The sequence below is a fragment of the Bacillus salacetis genome (genome assembly GCF_003581585.1).
In the GTDB taxonomy this organism is placed as follows: domain Bacteria; phylum Bacillota; class Bacilli; order Bacillales; family Bacillaceae_B; genus Rossellomorea; species Rossellomorea salacetis.
The window spans coordinates 88,567-103,822 of the sequence record NZ_QXIR01000002.1; the positions used below are offsets into that span (position 1 = coordinate 88,567).

The 15,256-nt window shown below is 44.6% G+C and carries 12 protein-coding genes; 2 read left to right on the forward strand and 10 right to left on the reverse strand.

Annotated features, from left to right (window positions below):
• Positions 1–216: 216 nt before the first annotated feature.
• The 10 genes from D3H55_RS02180 to D3H55_RS02225 form a co-directional block, all read right to left on the reverse strand.
• Positions 217–675 (reverse strand): staygreen family protein, encoded by a 459-nt coding sequence (locus D3H55_RS02180; RefSeq protein ID WP_119545265.1) that lies wholly within the window; start codon positions 673–675, stop codon positions 217–219.
• 79 nt (positions 676–754) lie between these two features.
• Positions 755–1,507: a YybI family spore inner coat protein gene (locus tag D3H55_RS02185; protein WP_119545266.1), complete on the reverse strand. Its 753-nt coding sequence runs from the start codon at positions 1,505–1,507 to the stop codon at positions 755–757.
• Between the two features lie 418 nt (positions 1,508–1,925).
• Entirely contained in the window at positions 1,926–3,356 is a 1,431-nt protein-coding gene (locus tag D3H55_RS02190) for an alanine/glycine:cation symporter family protein (protein WP_119545267.1), read from the reverse strand.
• Between the two features lie 202 nt (positions 3,357–3,558).
• Positions 3,559–5,988 carry a DNA topoisomerase IV subunit A gene (gene parC, locus D3H55_RS02195; RefSeq protein WP_119545268.1) on the reverse strand — a complete coding sequence of 810 codons (2,430 nt, stop codon included), beginning with the start codon at positions 5,986–5,988 and terminating at the stop codon, positions 3,559–3,561.
• Positions 5,985–7,940: a DNA topoisomerase IV subunit B gene (parE, locus tag D3H55_RS02200; protein WP_205685326.1), complete on the reverse strand. Its 1,956-nt coding sequence runs from the start codon at positions 7,938–7,940 to the stop codon at positions 5,985–5,987. The genes parC and parE overlap by 4 nt, the downstream gene beginning before the upstream one ends.
• A 312-nt stretch (positions 7,941–8,252) precedes the next feature.
• Positions 8,253–8,660 carry a CoA-binding protein gene (locus D3H55_RS02205; RefSeq protein WP_119545270.1) on the reverse strand — a complete coding sequence of 136 codons (408 nt, stop codon included), beginning with the start codon at positions 8,658–8,660 and terminating at the stop codon, positions 8,253–8,255.
• Positions 8,661–8,771: 111 nt separating this feature from the next.
• Positions 8,772–9,665 (reverse strand): glycine betaine ABC transporter substrate-binding protein, encoded by an 894-nt coding sequence (locus D3H55_RS02210; protein ID WP_119545271.1) that lies wholly within the window; start codon positions 9,663–9,665, stop codon positions 8,772–8,774.
• 17 nt (positions 9,666–9,682) lie between these two features.
• A complete protein-coding gene (locus tag D3H55_RS02215; protein ID WP_420808727.1) occupies positions 9,683–10,342 on the reverse strand; it encodes an ABC transporter permease in 660 nt (219 codons plus the stop codon).
• The gene (locus tag D3H55_RS02220) at positions 10,332–11,297 is read right to left on the reverse strand and encodes an ABC transporter ATP-binding protein (protein WP_119545272.1); all 966 of its coding nucleotides are present in this window, start codon (positions 11,295–11,297) and stop codon (positions 10,332–10,334) included. The genes D3H55_RS02215 and D3H55_RS02220 overlap by 11 nt, the downstream gene beginning before the upstream one ends.
• 276 nt (positions 11,298–11,573) lie before the next feature.
• Positions 11,574–12,869 (reverse strand): purine/pyrimidine permease, encoded by a 1,296-nt coding sequence (locus D3H55_RS02225; protein WP_119545273.1) that lies wholly within the window; start codon positions 12,867–12,869, stop codon positions 11,574–11,576.
• A 244-nt stretch (positions 12,870–13,113) separates the two neighbouring features.
• Between D3H55_RS02225 and plsY the strand changes: the two genes are divergently transcribed.
• Both plsY and D3H55_RS02235 read left to right on the forward strand, forming a co-directional pair.
• On the forward strand, positions 13,114–13,707 hold the full coding sequence (gene plsY / locus D3H55_RS02230) for a glycerol-3-phosphate 1-O-acyltransferase PlsY (protein WP_119545274.1): 594 nt from the start codon (positions 13,114–13,116) through the stop codon (positions 13,705–13,707).
• A 391-nt stretch (positions 13,708–14,098) separates the two neighbouring features.
• Complete coding sequence (locus tag D3H55_RS02235; RefSeq protein WP_240628457.1) at positions 14,099–15,247, forward strand: CapA family protein; 1,149 nt, start codon at positions 14,099–14,101, stop codon at positions 15,245–15,247.
• Positions 15,248–15,256 lie beyond the last annotated feature (9 nt).

Sequence of the window (15,256 nt, forward strand, 5' to 3'; positions counted from 1 at the left end):
CGCTGGGTACAAGTTCTCGTCGGCCAATTTTTTTACAATAGTAAACTCATTTAACCGATTTACCATTAGGTGGTATAGTAAAAAAATCTAACCGCCTTGACGGGCATAAAGACGAACTGGCGGGAAAACTGCTTTTTGCCTCTCATCATTATTCACTTTTCTGGGCTTTAATTCTAAACACAAAAAAGCTGAAGAGTGCAGCCTCTGCAGCTTCATTCATTTAGTTAGATACTTTCTGGGTGTACCATAAAATTGAACATGATTGAATTCTGGATAGATGGACTCAAAACTTATATAGATCGGTGCATCCAAAAGCCAGGGAAAGTATGTGAAAAAACCATTGTCTCCATTCACTATAGCAGTTAACGCAAGCGGAAGTTCCTTTTGAAAGATCATGTAACGCACCTTTGAGAGATTCTTTTCAAACTCCCCACCGCTGACATGGACTTTTCCGGAAAGAGTATACTGCCCCATGACCCTGACCCATTCAGCCAATACCTCATCTCTCATTAAGGGATCTATTTTAGCCATATCGTATACGCAGCCTGCACTCAAAAACAACTCTCCTGTTAAGTCCGAGTGAGTAAGGGTATATTTACGGCCGTCCATCGGATAGAAAATGGAAGCAGGCGGTATATATGTCAATGAAAGCTTTTCTGAATCGAATTCACTCAACGTAAGCCACCTCACATCTTTGAAGTGTATTGCCTACATTAAGGTATGACAATAGCCTAAGTATTGTGCATGCCTCTCCTTACAACTCTTCCCATTGAATATCCTTCAAATCCCATTGACCATTTTCATAATACCAATATGAATATACATTTCCTACAGCATCCGCTTGATAGGCTCCACTGATCCGCTGAACACCTTTCAATCCTTTGCCTTTTTCCCCTCTGATGTTTACCGGTTCAAACATTGCATAGGGGATGACCATCATTTCCATTGGCTCATTCAATTTTCCATCCTGATAGATTCCCAGCCGGTCATAGTCTTCCTTTCTTCCGCTTAAATCCACTGTGAAGGATTCATTTGTATCATTAAAGGTGATGAGCCCTTTGTAATCATTCTCAAAATGAGCATCCATCGATAATGCAGGCGGCATACCGATATCCTTTTTTTCATAGTCCGCCAGCGTATATAAACTATAGTTGTACAGTCCTCCGCTTCCGCCTGTAGCAGAAGATTCAAGCAAGTCCTTTACACCATCATGATTCAAGTCCGCAAATTCTATCTGCGGTTCATAACCGCCTTCATAGTCGATCCGAAATTCTTTTTTTTCTGAAGTGATTTCAGCCCAGATTTCTTTATAAAATAAGGCACCAGGTTCAAACGGTTTGCCCCACAAAGTGATCTTATCCTTTTTATTATCCCCTGTTACATCTTCTTCATAAGTGACGATTGCCATAATATTCGGCCGGTCATGTTCTTCAGCGAAATTTCCGGCTATAGCATGCAGCGACATGAAAAAGAATGCCGCAAAAGCAAACAACAATTCCTTTCTCATTAAGAACCTCTCCTTATGGACTGATTTTTCTTATGTTCTCCATAAGAGGGAATAATATGTAAAACAAAATGGCTGCAGCAAAAAGATAAATAGTTAACAAAGGATCTTTTCATAAGCATCGCGGCTTATCTAATCGTTTGGATTTCCACTCAAGGCGAACGGGTTTCACCTGTCCCGCCAATCCCGCAGGAAATCTCTCGTCTGCAGCGAAGCTCCTTCTACGGAACAAGGAGGAGGAAATATATCTCTCAAAAGCAATAATCATTTGAAAAGTGCATCAAAGAAAAAACCGAACTTTTCCAAAGCTCTAAAATTGAGCCTCTAAAAAGTCCGGTTTTCTCAGTTGTCTTGTATTGGCATCTTACAATTAGACGGCTTTTGGAGAAAACACGTTAGTTCCGCCACACCCTCTTAATACTTATTTGTTTCTCCTTCTTCTTTCTTCCTCCGGCATAGATTCCCAGGATTCAATCCCCTTCAATCCAGGAATGGAATTCGAATAGAATACAGGGTCCTTGCCTTCTCGTTTCTGACTGCGGTAATCCTTTAAAGCTGCAACTGCAATTTTTGCCAGCAGAGTGATTGCAATCAAGTTAATGATCGCCATGAAGCCCATGGAAACATCCGCAAGCCCCCACACCACTTCCAGTTTCACAGTTGAGCCGAAAACCACCATCGCCAATACAGCCAGCCGGTATACAAAAAGGGAAACACGATTATATTTGATAAATTCAATATTGGTTTCACCATAATAGTAGTTTCCGATAATCGAGCTGAAAGCGAATAGAAAAATCGCAGTGGCTACAAAGAATCCTGCCCAGTCCCCTACATGATATGTCAATGCAGCTTGTGTCAGCCGGATTCCATCCAGTCCGGCAGTATATTGATCGGACAGGATGATGATGAAGGCTGTAGAGGTGCAGATGATCAATGTATCTGTGAACACCCCCAGTGTCTGAATCAGTCCCTGTTTGGCTGGGTGTGTGACCGCCGCCGTCGCAGCAGCATTCGGTGCACTCCCCATTCCCGCTTCATTGGAGAACAGCCCCCGTTTGATCCCCATCATGATAGCAGCTCCAACTCCGCCGCTGACTACTTCGCGAAGCCCAAAAGCACTTTCAAAAATCAATACAAACATATCCGGGATAGCTGTAATATTAGCAATCAGGATAAACAGGGCAAGCAGAATATATAATATTGCCAGTATCGGCACGAGGATCTGCGTAACATGCGCAATCCTTTTGATTCCCCCGAATATAATGACGGCTGTCAGTCCAGCCAGAATGATGCCGATTGTCATTCGGCTCAGCCCATATGTTTCATTGACGGCTATGGCGATCGTATTCGATTGAACAGAGTTGAACACAAGACCGAAGCTGAAAGTGATAACTACGGCAAATATGATTCCCATCCAGCGTGCATTCAAACCCTTTTCCATATAATACGCTGGACCGCCGCGAAAGCCATCTTTATCTTTCACTTTATAAATCTGTGCTAGAGTACTTTCAACAAATGAAGTAGCTCCGCCCAGTAAAGCAATCAGCCACATCCAGAAAACAGCTCCCGGACCGCCTCCTGCAATGGCAGTTGCAACTCCAGCAAGGTTTCCTGTCCCCACTCGGGAAGCAGTTGATACGGTAAATGCCTGGAAAGAGGAGATTCCTCTCTTTCCATCAGCTGAAATTGTCGCCTTATCAGTAAGAAGGCGGAACATTTCCCCTATATAGCGGAATTGTACCAAATTCAGCCTGACTGAAAAATAAATTCCCAGTGCGATTAGAACGGCAATCAATATGTAAGTCCATATAAAGGTATTCAGTGATCCGATTATGTCTGTAAAAATGTCCATTGTCATCCTCCTGCAATCAATATTACCAAAACACCCTTGGTTTTTACCCTTCCTTCACCAAGATAAAACCAAGGGATAAAAAAAGTTAAGAAGCAGACACGGAAAACGTGCCTGCTTCCTGATATTTTATTATAGAGCTCTTTTCGTACACGTTCCTGCCGATTCATACACTGTCACAAGAATCCACCAAACAAAGTATCTTTTATAATGATGGACGTGGCTCAAGCCATATCCTGATGACTGAGCCGCTTTCTCCTTGATCGAGCACGAATGAGCCGTTGGAATAACGATCATTGTTCCTGAAGTTGGAGACCTGGACAGTTTCGACAGTCCCCTTATTCGTCTCCAAGGAAACCGCATCGATTTCTTCGACGATCTCCATCCCTGCCAATCTATGAGGATTGGACTTGAGTTCACGCAGCATCACGACACCGCGTTTTGCTCTTGTTGTCTTTTCGAACTCCGCCAGTTTCATTTTCTTGACTGCCCCGCGTTGGGTGGCAATCAGGACAGTTTGGGAACCAAGCCTTGAAACAGGTTTTCCGGCAACGACAAAGTCACCGTCTTTCAAGTTGATCCCTTTTACTCCTGCTGCCCTTGGTCCAACCACGCTGACTTCTTCTTCATTGAACCATAATCCGTAACCAAAATGAGTAGCGAGGAATAAATCATTGTTTCCGTCCGTCAAATGGACATCAATCAATTCATCATCTTTTTTTAGATTCAGGGCAACAAGCGGCCGTGAGTACCTCTGTGCTTTGTACTGGCTCAACAGTGATTTCTTCGCCATTCCATTTTTGGTTATGAACAGCAGATACCTATTGTCATCGAACTCTTTTATCGGTATGGCCCCAATCAATCTTTCATCTTTATCGATCGATATGAAGTTCGCAACGTGCTGCCCTAGATCTTTCCAGCGGATATCCGGCAGTTCATGAACAGGACAATACAGGTAGCTTCCCTTGTCTGTGAACAGCAGAAGCACGTCCGTTGTATTCATTTCCTGCTGAAGCAGAATCCTGTCCGTCTCTTTCATCGCCAGATCCTGGCCATTCGAAGCCGAGAAGGAACGCAGGCTTGTACGCTTGAGATAACCGTCTTTGGTTACAGTTACCATCACATCTTCGTTGGCAATCATGACTTCCAGATTAACCTTGATTTCCTCTATTTCTGCTTCAATTACAGAACGTCTGGCGTCTGCAAATTGTTTTTTGATAGCTTTCAATTCTTTTTTGATGACGCTTAACAATTTGCGTTCGCTTTCAAGGATCGAAGTCAATTCGTCAATCAGGCTGGCCAGTTCCTCTGCTTCCTGTTTCAAAGCTGTGATATCTGTATTCGTCAAACGGTATAGCTGCAAGGAAACAATCGCTTCTGCTTGTGCCTCTGAGAAATCGAACTTGGCAATCAAATTATTCTTTGCATCTCTTTTATCCTTTGAGGCCCGGATCGCAGCAATCACCTCATCAAGAATCGACAGAGCTTTCATCAACCCTTCGACAATATGCTGACGGTCCTTAGCTTTCTTCAAGTCGAATTTGGACCTGTTCGTCACCACTTCTTTCTGGTGCTCAATGTAGGCATCCAGCAGCTGGCGGAGCCCCATCAATTGAGGACGGCGGTTATGGATGGCCACCATATTGAAATTATAGGCAACCTGCAGGTCCGTATTTTTGTAAAGAAACATAAGGACGCCATCTGAATCCGCATCCTTCTTCAGCTCGATCACTATACGCAGCCCGGTGCGGTCAGTTTCATCCCTTACTTCTGCGATCCCTTCAACTTTCCGGTCCATCCTGAACTCATCCATTTTTTTAACCAGATTCGCCTTATTGACTTCATATGGAATCTCGGTGATGACAATCTGCTGCTTGCTTCCGCGGATATCTTCCACTTCCGCCTTGCCCCGGACAACAATTTTCCCTTTGCCGGTCTCATAAGCTTTCTTGATTCCTTCAATCCCTTGGATGATTCCTCCTGTAGGAAAATCCGGTCCTTTGATTGCCGTCATCAACTCTTCCACTGTTGTGTCAGGCTTGTCCATCCGCATGACGACGGCATCGATTACTTCCCCGAGATGATGGGGAGGGATGTCCGTTGCGTAACCCGCAGAAATACCTGTTGATCCGTTCACAAGAAGGGCAGGGAATCTGGCAGGCAGGACAGTAGGTTCTTTTGATGTATCATCAAAGTTTGGTATGAAGTCTACCGTATCCTTTTCAATATCACGAAGAAGTTCCGTGGATATCGCCGAGAGCCTTGCTTCAGTGTAACGCATGGCTGCAGGGGGATCCCCATCGACGCTTCCGTTATTCCCATGCATTTCCACAAGCAGATTTCTCAGCTTCCACTCCTGGCTCATACGCACCATCGCATCATAAACCGAGGTATCGCCATGAGGGTGGTAGTTACCGATTACGTTACCAACTGTTTTCGCCGACTTCCGGAATCCTTTTTCATGGGTATTCCCTTCCACATGCATGGCATATAGAATCCTCCGCTGAACCGGCTTCAAGCCGTCACGTGCATCAGGCAGTGCACGATCTTGAATGATATATTTACTGTATCTTCCAAAACGATCGCCTAAGACCTCTTCTAAAGGAAGATCCTGGTAGCGTTCTTGAGTTGTCATAGATTGCCCTCCTCTGCGACCGATACATTTTCATTTTCGAGAATACTTCCGTCTTCTTCAAGCCCGAAAGCAACATTGCTTTCGATCCATTTCCGGCGTGGCTCTACTTTATCTCCCATGAGTGTCGTTACCCTGCGTTCTGCTCTTGCAGCGTCATCGATTTTGACACGGATAAGCGTCCGCGTTTCCGGATCCATTGTCGTTTCCCAAAGCTGATCGGCGTTCATCTCGCCAAGACCCTTGTACCGCTGGATCATATAGCCCTTTCCGACTTTCTTGATAGCGCCGTCGAGTTCCTCATCAGTCCACGCATACTCAATGACTTCTTTTTTTCCGCTGCCTTTGCTTACTTTATAAAGCGGAGGAAGGGCAATATACACTCTTCCATCCTCAAGCAATGGCTTCATATAACGGTAAAAGAAGGTCAGAAGCAGGACCTGTATATGTGCGCCGTCTGTATCGGCGTCAGTCATGATCACGACCTTATCGTAGTTGATATCGCCAATATTGAATTCCGGCCCCACACCAGCTCCGATGGCATGGATGATTGTATTGATTTCCTCATTCTTAAAGATATCCTGGAGCTTTGCTTTCTCAGTGTTGATGACCTTACCACGTAAGGGCAGGATTGCCTGGAATTTCCTGTCACGGCCTTGTTTTGCTGAGCCGCCTGCAGAATCCCCCTCAACCAGGTATAATTCATTTTTCTGTGGATTACGGGACTGCGCCGGTGTCAGCTTGCCTGAGAGAATCGTTTCTGAGCGCTTTCTCTTCTTACCGTTCCTGGCGTCTTCGCGAGCTCTTCTCGCAGCTTCCCTGGCTTGTGCTGCCCTGATCGATTTCTTGATCAGCAGGGAACTGGTATCAGGGTTTTCCTCGAGGAAGTAAAGCAGATGCTCAGATACCACCGCATCCACTGCCGATCTGGCTTCACTTGTTCCAAGCTTCCCCTTCGTCTGTCCTTCGAATTGAAGAAGCTCTTCCGGAATACGTACAGAAACGATGGCAGCAAGGCCTTCACGGATATCCGTCCCTTCCAGATTCTTGTCCTTGTCCTTCAGGATTCCCGCTTTTCGTGCATATTCGTTGAACACCCGGGTCATGGCTGTTTTAGAACCAGCTTCATGGGTCCCGCCGTCTTTTGTACGCACATTATTGACGAAAGACAGAATGTTCTCTGAAAATCCATCGTTAAATTGGAAAGCAAACTCCACCTCGATGCTGTTATGTTCTCCTTCAAAGAACACAACGGGGTGAATGCTGTCTTTTTCCTCATTCAGATATTGGACAAAAGCCTGTATTCCGCTTTCGAAATGAAATACATCCTTTTGATCGTGACGCTCATCCACAATGGTGATCTTCAGACCCTTGAGAAGAAAAGCTGATTCCCGGAGACGCTCACACAATGTATCGTAGTTAAAGGATGTCACGCTGAAAATCGATGGGTCCGGTTTAAAGCTGATCCTTGTCCCGCTCTTTTTTGTTTTCCCCACTTTTTCGAGTGTCGTTTGAGGTTTTCCTCCGTTTGCAAAGGTCTGCTCATATACATAACCATCTCTCATGATGGTCACTTTCAGCCACTCGGAAAGGGCATTTACGACCGATGCACCGACACCATGCAATCCTCCGCTTGTTTTGTAGCCCCCCTGGCCGAACTTACCTCCGGCATGGAGAACTGTCAGTATGATTTCGGGTGTCGGTTTTCCAAGCTTATGCATTCCAGTCGGCATTCCCCGTCCGCTGTCTTCTACACTCATGCTGTTATCTTTATGTATGGTAACAGTGATTTCATCTCCGTATCCCGCTAATGCTTCGTCTACAGAGTTATCAACGATTTCATATACTAAGTGATGCAGGCCCCTGGCGTCTGTGGATCCGATATACATACCCGGTCTTTTCCTGACCGCTTCAAGACCCTCCAATACCTGAATCGCATCATCATTGTAATCCATGCTCTGATTCCTGTTGGCCACGAACATTCCCCTTTCAAAACTTATCTCTGTCTACTTTAAGTGCTTAATTTATATAAAAGAACATTTGTTCGCACTTCTATTTTACCATAGTCTCGGCAAACTTCTATGCTTTATTGTATCGTTTTATTTGAATTTCGCAAATTTATTTTCTAAATGACTTGTAAAATGAATGGATTATTGACGGGTTTCTTGTATGATCATTATCATTTTCAGATTAACTGCCATTCCTAAAAGACACTCTTAGACACATAAAACAAGCGGCGGAAATCCTCCCGCCGCTTGTACGAATCTCTATCGTGTTAAAGCATGTTCCACCTTGATACACCGATCCATAATTACGGTATGTCCCTTACTTTTCAAAAAGTCATAGGCTTCTTCATTGTATACACCAAGCTGTGCCCAGAAAATATCTGCATCGATTTCATCAAATTCCCTAGCGATTTCAGGAAGGAATTCCGACCGGCGGAATACATTGACAATATCAACATGCCTGCCGATATCCTTCAATGCCGGTACTGCTTTTATCCCCAATGCTTCGTCTATTGCCGGGTTGACGGGAATGATTTCATATCCATTATCCTGCATGGCTTTTGAGACCATGTAGGATGTTCTCTCAGGATTATCACTCAATCCGACGACTGCAATCACTTTTGATTTATCCAGCAGCGGTTTCATTTCATTTCTTGTTAAAAAATCCATATTATTTCAACTCCTCCTCTTCATTATTTCGATGTCCATCTGAATATCCCTGCAAAAAAAGCTGATCTATAGGTTTTTTACCCGTAAAGACCAGCTTAAATCCTTCATATTCTATTCTTCTATAATTCCTTTTGAAATCAGGAATTCCCTCGCTACATCTTCAACATTTTCTTTATCCATGTCCACCTTGGCATTCAACTCGCTCATTTCTTCCTCAGAAATCTGGCCGGCAAGCGAATTGACGGCATCTTCAAGTTCAGGATGTTCTTCCAGGACTTCCTGTCTTACTATCGGAGCTGCATAGAAAGGAGGGAAAAATCCTTTATCATCTTCAGTCACCGCCAGGTCGTAACGCTGGATCCTGCCATCGGTCGTAAATGCAGGGATCAGGTCGACATCCCCATTTTTCACAGCTTCATACATGATGTTGGGATCATAACTTTCGGTGTTCTTAAAATCGAATTCATACGCTTTGATTAAATCATCATATCCATCCCCTGGACGCTCATAGAACTGATGGGGTGCTCCAAAAACCATATCCTTTGAATAAGGGATCAATTCAGAGTATGTTTCAGCATCGATACCTTCGCCTTTTCGATAAGCAAGGGTATAGGTGTTTTCAAAGCCGAGCGGCTCAAGCCAGGTTACATCGAATTTTTCTTCATAGCCTTTTTTAACCTGCTCATAAATTGCATCTGCGTCTGCGCCTTGTTCAGCTTCCTCTTTCAAAACAGCTTTCAATCCGGTTCCTGTATATTCGACATACATATCAATATCGCCTTTTTCAAGTGCGGGAGTCAGGATGGAGACCTCTCCAAGAGCCTCTTCCCGCTCGACATTGAGGTCTGTTTTTTCTTCAATGACCAGCGCAAGCATTTCTGTCAAAATGTATTGTTCCGTCCACATCTTACCTGATACAACCACTGTATCGTTCCCTCCGCCGTTTCCACATGCTGATAGAAGCATCAGTGTGGAAAGCACAGCAGCTAGCAATCTTTTCTTCATGAATTCAGTCTCCTTTATCATTTTCTGGCTTTCAACCCTTTTGGGGTAGTTGCCTTTTCCAATAGCTTCAGTAAGTAATCAAAAAACAGGGCAAGCAGCGCAGCCGGCAGGGCTCCTGCAAGAACCAGGCTGTTATTCCAGGAAGAAAGCCCTCTGTATATGATATCTCCAAGCCCGCCGGCACCTACAAACGTGGCCAGGGTCGCAACGCCGACTGTCAGCACGGTCGCCGTACGGATTCCCGCCATTATGAATGGAAGCGAAAGCGGGAGCTCTACCTTATAAAGCAGCTGGCGCCTTGTCATTCCCATCCCCCTGCCTGCCTCTATGACAGCCTGGTCCACGCCTGTGATGCCTGTATAAGTATTCCTAAGAATAGGAAGAAGTGCATAGACTGTCAAGGCGACAATGGCTGTCGCACTTCCGGTACCGAGCAATGGCACAAGAAATCCAAACAGGGCAAGGCTGGGAATGGTCTGGAAGACTGCAGTAACGCCAATGAAGAATTCCGCAGAACCTTTCTTCCGTGATATGTATATTCCAAGAGGCAGTGAAATCAAAATGGCAATGAATATGGCTACAAATGAAAGTATCAGATGCTCGATGAGGCCCTGCAGGATATCATCGGAGCGGCTTGTCACCGTATTCAAAAACGTGGACACTACATTACCCAGCATGAGGCGCCCCCTCCTTATCCGCAACAACCTGCAGGATATCCTCTTTCGTTACATACCCTACTGTTTCACCGTTCTCTTCCACCTGTAAGAACTCTGCTTTTGAATTAAGGAGTTCCTTTGCAGCCATTGAGATTGATGCACTTGATGAAATGGCAGGCATATTGTTCGTTTCTGATGGAGCAGCGAATGCTGACATGACATCTTTAACAAACAGCGGGGAAGCTCCGTTCATTCTGTGTTCACCTATGAATGTCCTGACAAATTCATTTGAAGGCCGTGCCAAAAGTTCATTTGGAGAACCGTACTGTTCGATGACACCATCTTTCATGACGGCAATCTGATCTGCAATCTTCAATGCTTCGTCCATATCGTGTGTGACGAAGACGATCGTCTTATGGATTTTCTGCTGAAGGGCTTTCAATTCATCCTGAAGCTGTTCACGGCTGATGGGGTCGAGAGCGCTGAAAGGTTCGTCCATCAAGATGATGGGTGGCTCTGCAGCCAGTGCACGGATCACACCTACGCGCTGCTGCTGTCCTCCGCTGAGTTCCAGGGGATACCGCTTCCTGTACACATCCGGCTCTAGTCCTACCAATTCCATCAACTCGTCCACCCGCGGCTCATACTTCTCTTTCTTCCATCCCTTCAGTTTTGGGATGAGTGCTATGTTCTCTTCGATCGTCATATGCGGAAGAAGGCCGATACGCTGAATCACATATCCGATATTTCTCCGCAATTCCACTTCATTCTTCGAAGCAATCTCTTCACCATCTATGTATATCGTGCCATCAGTAGGAACAATCAATTTATTGATCATCTTCATTGTGGTCGTTTTGCCGCACCCGCTCGGCCCGATCAGAGCGGTCAACTGGCCTTCAGGGATGACAAGGTCTATACCCTTGATAGCCTCAGTCCCATCCTCAAATACTTTTCTTACCTTCCTGAATTCAATCATCACAACACCCGCTTCAAATAAATAATCGTTTATTAATTCCCTGTTCAACACTAGTTAAACATATATTTGCCAATTATAGAAAGATTATGATTGGTGAATCGTTTTTTTCCGGTAACGAGATTCCTTTTTAAATAAGATAGTTATAAGGAGCCGTTTAAGAAGTCGGATTGATAGAACCGGTAAAGCTGCCGGCAGAGGAGTTCCAGGGATACCGCAGTCGACTTCCCCCCCCAAAAAAACACCAGACAGGAACATGCCTGACTGGTGCGAAACTACTTATAAATTTTTCTCCGGCTTTCCGTCCTTCCATATCAAAACCTGCTCCACGATAATCGCAACAATAGTTCCAATGATCAATCCGTTGTTCAAGATGGAAGCTGCCACGGCAGGTACTCCGACAAATGCAGCCGGAGGGACGAACATTAAACCGACCCCTGCAATCAAGGCGATCCCGGCGGTGAAGTTCGAACGCTCTGTATTTCTTTCTTTACGATATTCACCAAGAGCCAATCCAACCATGTTGATGAAAATTACATATGTCACTGCATATCCGACTGGTGCAGGAAGTGTAGCAAGGATATTCATTACATCCGGAAAGAGGCTGATGATGACGACCAATGAGGCCCCAAGTACAAACGGGATGATGGAAAGTATACCAGTCGCCGAGACGAATCCCGCTGCACCTGATATGGGAACGGAACCCACAGCAGAAAACAGTCCGCCAAGCAGCTGGTTTATTCCAGAGACTACTCCTGCCTGATTGTATCTTCTGTGCAATTTCATGCCATTCCGGTTCATGACTTCTTCCATGACCCGGATGGAAGCTATCATGTTGGTAATCAATAACAATGTTATAAAAAAAGCTGTGATGATGACGCCTAAATCAAATTTGGGCATCCCGAATACAAATACTTCAGGAAAAGAGATGACCTCTCCTGCCGTTTGCGGGACACTGCCTGTTTTCCCTATCCAAATGAATACAAGCCAGCCGATCGCCAGTGATAAAATGATCGAATACCGTTTGATCCAGGAAATCCTATGACGGGAAAAATATAAAGTCAGGAAAAAAGTGAACAAGCTTCCTGCAAGAATGGTAAAGTCAATTGTCGGATGCTCCCCGGACATGCCGAACATTCCTTTGATGAAGGAACCGCTCAATTGAAGGATCAACAGAAGTAAATAAATGAACGTAATGGTAGGCGTAAAAAGCTTTGTTAGCTTGGATAATCCTCCTGTTACAGCAAATAAAAAGAAGAAGATCCCGCTTGCCAGCATCCCTCCTTGCAGCAGCTGCAACACCTCGTTACCAGTTCCGTATATGGTTCCGACAAAACCGGCGTAGATGGCGAAAACTCCCCACCACAGACCAGCTGGCCCCTCGTTTATCGGCATCCTGTGGCCGATAAGGGCCTGAAGCACGCCTGCTGCCCCAAGAACAAACATTGTCCTTTGAATGAAACCCGCAGTTTCTGCAGGGGGAAGATGGAATAAATCTGCAATGGCTATGGGCGCCGCTATTGAACCGGCCACCATAAAGGCCATCCATTGGAGACCTGTAAGAAATATTTTCATTGTGACACCTCATTCTGGAAAATCTATTTTTCATTCTAGCACAACGTTGCCGCAGCAGGGGAAGTTTAGAATTAATTCTTTCACCTTTTTTCTCAGGTGTTTATATTAGTTGCTTATTATAGCAGGTCATAATTTTTTTTGAAGGGTTCTCCCAAATTGGCTGGATTCATGGTAAAATAATCTTTACTATAGAAAAAAGCCGTTTTGTATTATACACGGTATACAAGTTAAAGGGGTTGTAACTGTGATCATTGCTCTTATTATTGTTTTAGCTTACTTATTGGGATCCATTCCTTCAGGTCTCATAATTGGAAAGGCCTTTTTCGGTAAGGATATCAGGGAACATGGAAGCGGGAACCTTGGCGGTACCAACAGTTTCAGGACCCTTGGTGTAAAAGCAGGAATGATCGTGACGATCATGGACATCCTTAAAGGAACGGCTGCAGTGCTGCTCCCCGACCTCTTTGGCTCTGATCTCCACATGCTGATTGCCGGAGTTGCGGCTGTCATCGGTCATATGTATCCTGTGTTTGCTAATTTCCGCGGAGGCAAAGCGGTCGCGACTTCAGGCGGTGTCCTCCTTGGATATGTTCCAGTGCTGTTCATTTTACTGCTTGTGGTATTTTTCGTGTTTTTGTTCCTGACCAAGTATGTATCGCTTTCTTCCATGCTTGCGGGTGTCTTCGCTTTCATCTATTCAGTATTCACAGGGGACATCCCTCTGATCATAGTGGTTGGCGCTCTCTCCTTTTTTGTCATTTACAGACACAGATCTAATATCAGCAGGATTAAGAACAAGACAGAACCAAAAATCAAATGGCTCTCTTTCAATAAGTAATTCTCGCTGCCATATCCGTCCTTTCGGCATATGGCAGTTTTTTCGTGATGTCTGTAAACGCTTTATTCTTACTACAATTAACATAAAAAGTTTTCAAAACTTTGTTTCTTTTCGTGTAAAGCAACTTTATAATGTTTAATAGAAGGCTCTTTTCGCAAACTTTGTTGCTGCTCATTATAAATTTTTAAATTATATTCTGGTAAATCGCCGTAAAACACCGGTGAGCAGGAAAGAAAAGAGCTGCTCGTTCTTTCGAGAGTAAAGCCTTTGATACTGGGGAAAAATCCGGCACATGGGATTTTTTCAATAGCAACAATATATGCGAAAACAGCCTAATAGAAAGACTGCTTGCCTGTCATGAAAATTAGTAGAGAGTGGATGGTTAAGAAAAATGAATAAACGAGTTCTATTGGGTTCTGCACTCGCTGTCATCCTTTTGATAACAGCCGCTTTATTGGTGCTGAACCAGTCTAAGTCTTCAAATGGTACTTCAGGAGAAAATGGCACGACTGCCATGCACTCAAGTACCAAAACAAACCTTAAGGAAAAATCTTATAGCAGCGAGGCTGTCATTGGGGCAATCGGGGATGTCCTGCTGCATAACACAGTCTACCAGGATGCTGAAGAAGGTGGATCCTACAATTTTATGCCGATGTTTCAGGACGTAGAAAGCTTTTTAAAGAGTCCTGATTTCACAATTGCCAACCAGGAATCACTTCCAGGCGGAGCTGAGCTTGGGGTCTCAAGCTATCCCGCTTTTAACAGCCCTTATGAAATAGTCGATGCCCTGCAGCAATTGGGAATCGATGCCGTAACAACGGCAAACAACCACTCATTGGATAAAGGTACAAAAGGAGTTCTGAGTGCCATCTCCCATTATGAAAAAATTGGAATGCCTTACACAGGTTCCTTCAAAAGCAAAGAAGATCGTGAAAATATCAGAACCTTCAATGTGAACGGCATCTCATTTGCCTTATTGGCATATACCTACGGAACCAATGGTATTCCTGTGCCGGAAGGGAAAGATTATCTTGTCAATCTAATAGACCTGGAATTGATGAAGCAGGATATTCAGCGTGCAAAAGATCTTGGAGTGGATATGGTAGTTATGGCAACGCACTGGGGAAATGAATATGAACGCTACCCAAATGATACGCAAAAAATGCTTGCGAGGGAATTGACAAATGCAGGTGTCGACCTCATAATCGGTCATCATCCCCATGTGCTGCAGCCGATCGAAAAGCTGAAAACCGAGGATGGCCGGGAAGCAGTCGTCTTTTATTCTTTAGGCAACTTCCTGTCCGGACAGGAAGGCGACCTGAAAAACATTGGCGGAATCGCCAATGTAAAAGTTCAAAAGGTCATCGACGAGAAAGGAAAGAGAATTACTTTCCCTGAAATCAATTTCCAGCCGACTTATGTAACACAATCGCGTCTCCGTAATTATCGCATCTTACCACTCGCGGCCGCCAATCAAAGCGGCCTGGTCTCCTTTCCGGAAGAGGAAATGGTCTCCCATGTGATGAGTATGGAACCTTAAAAACAAAGT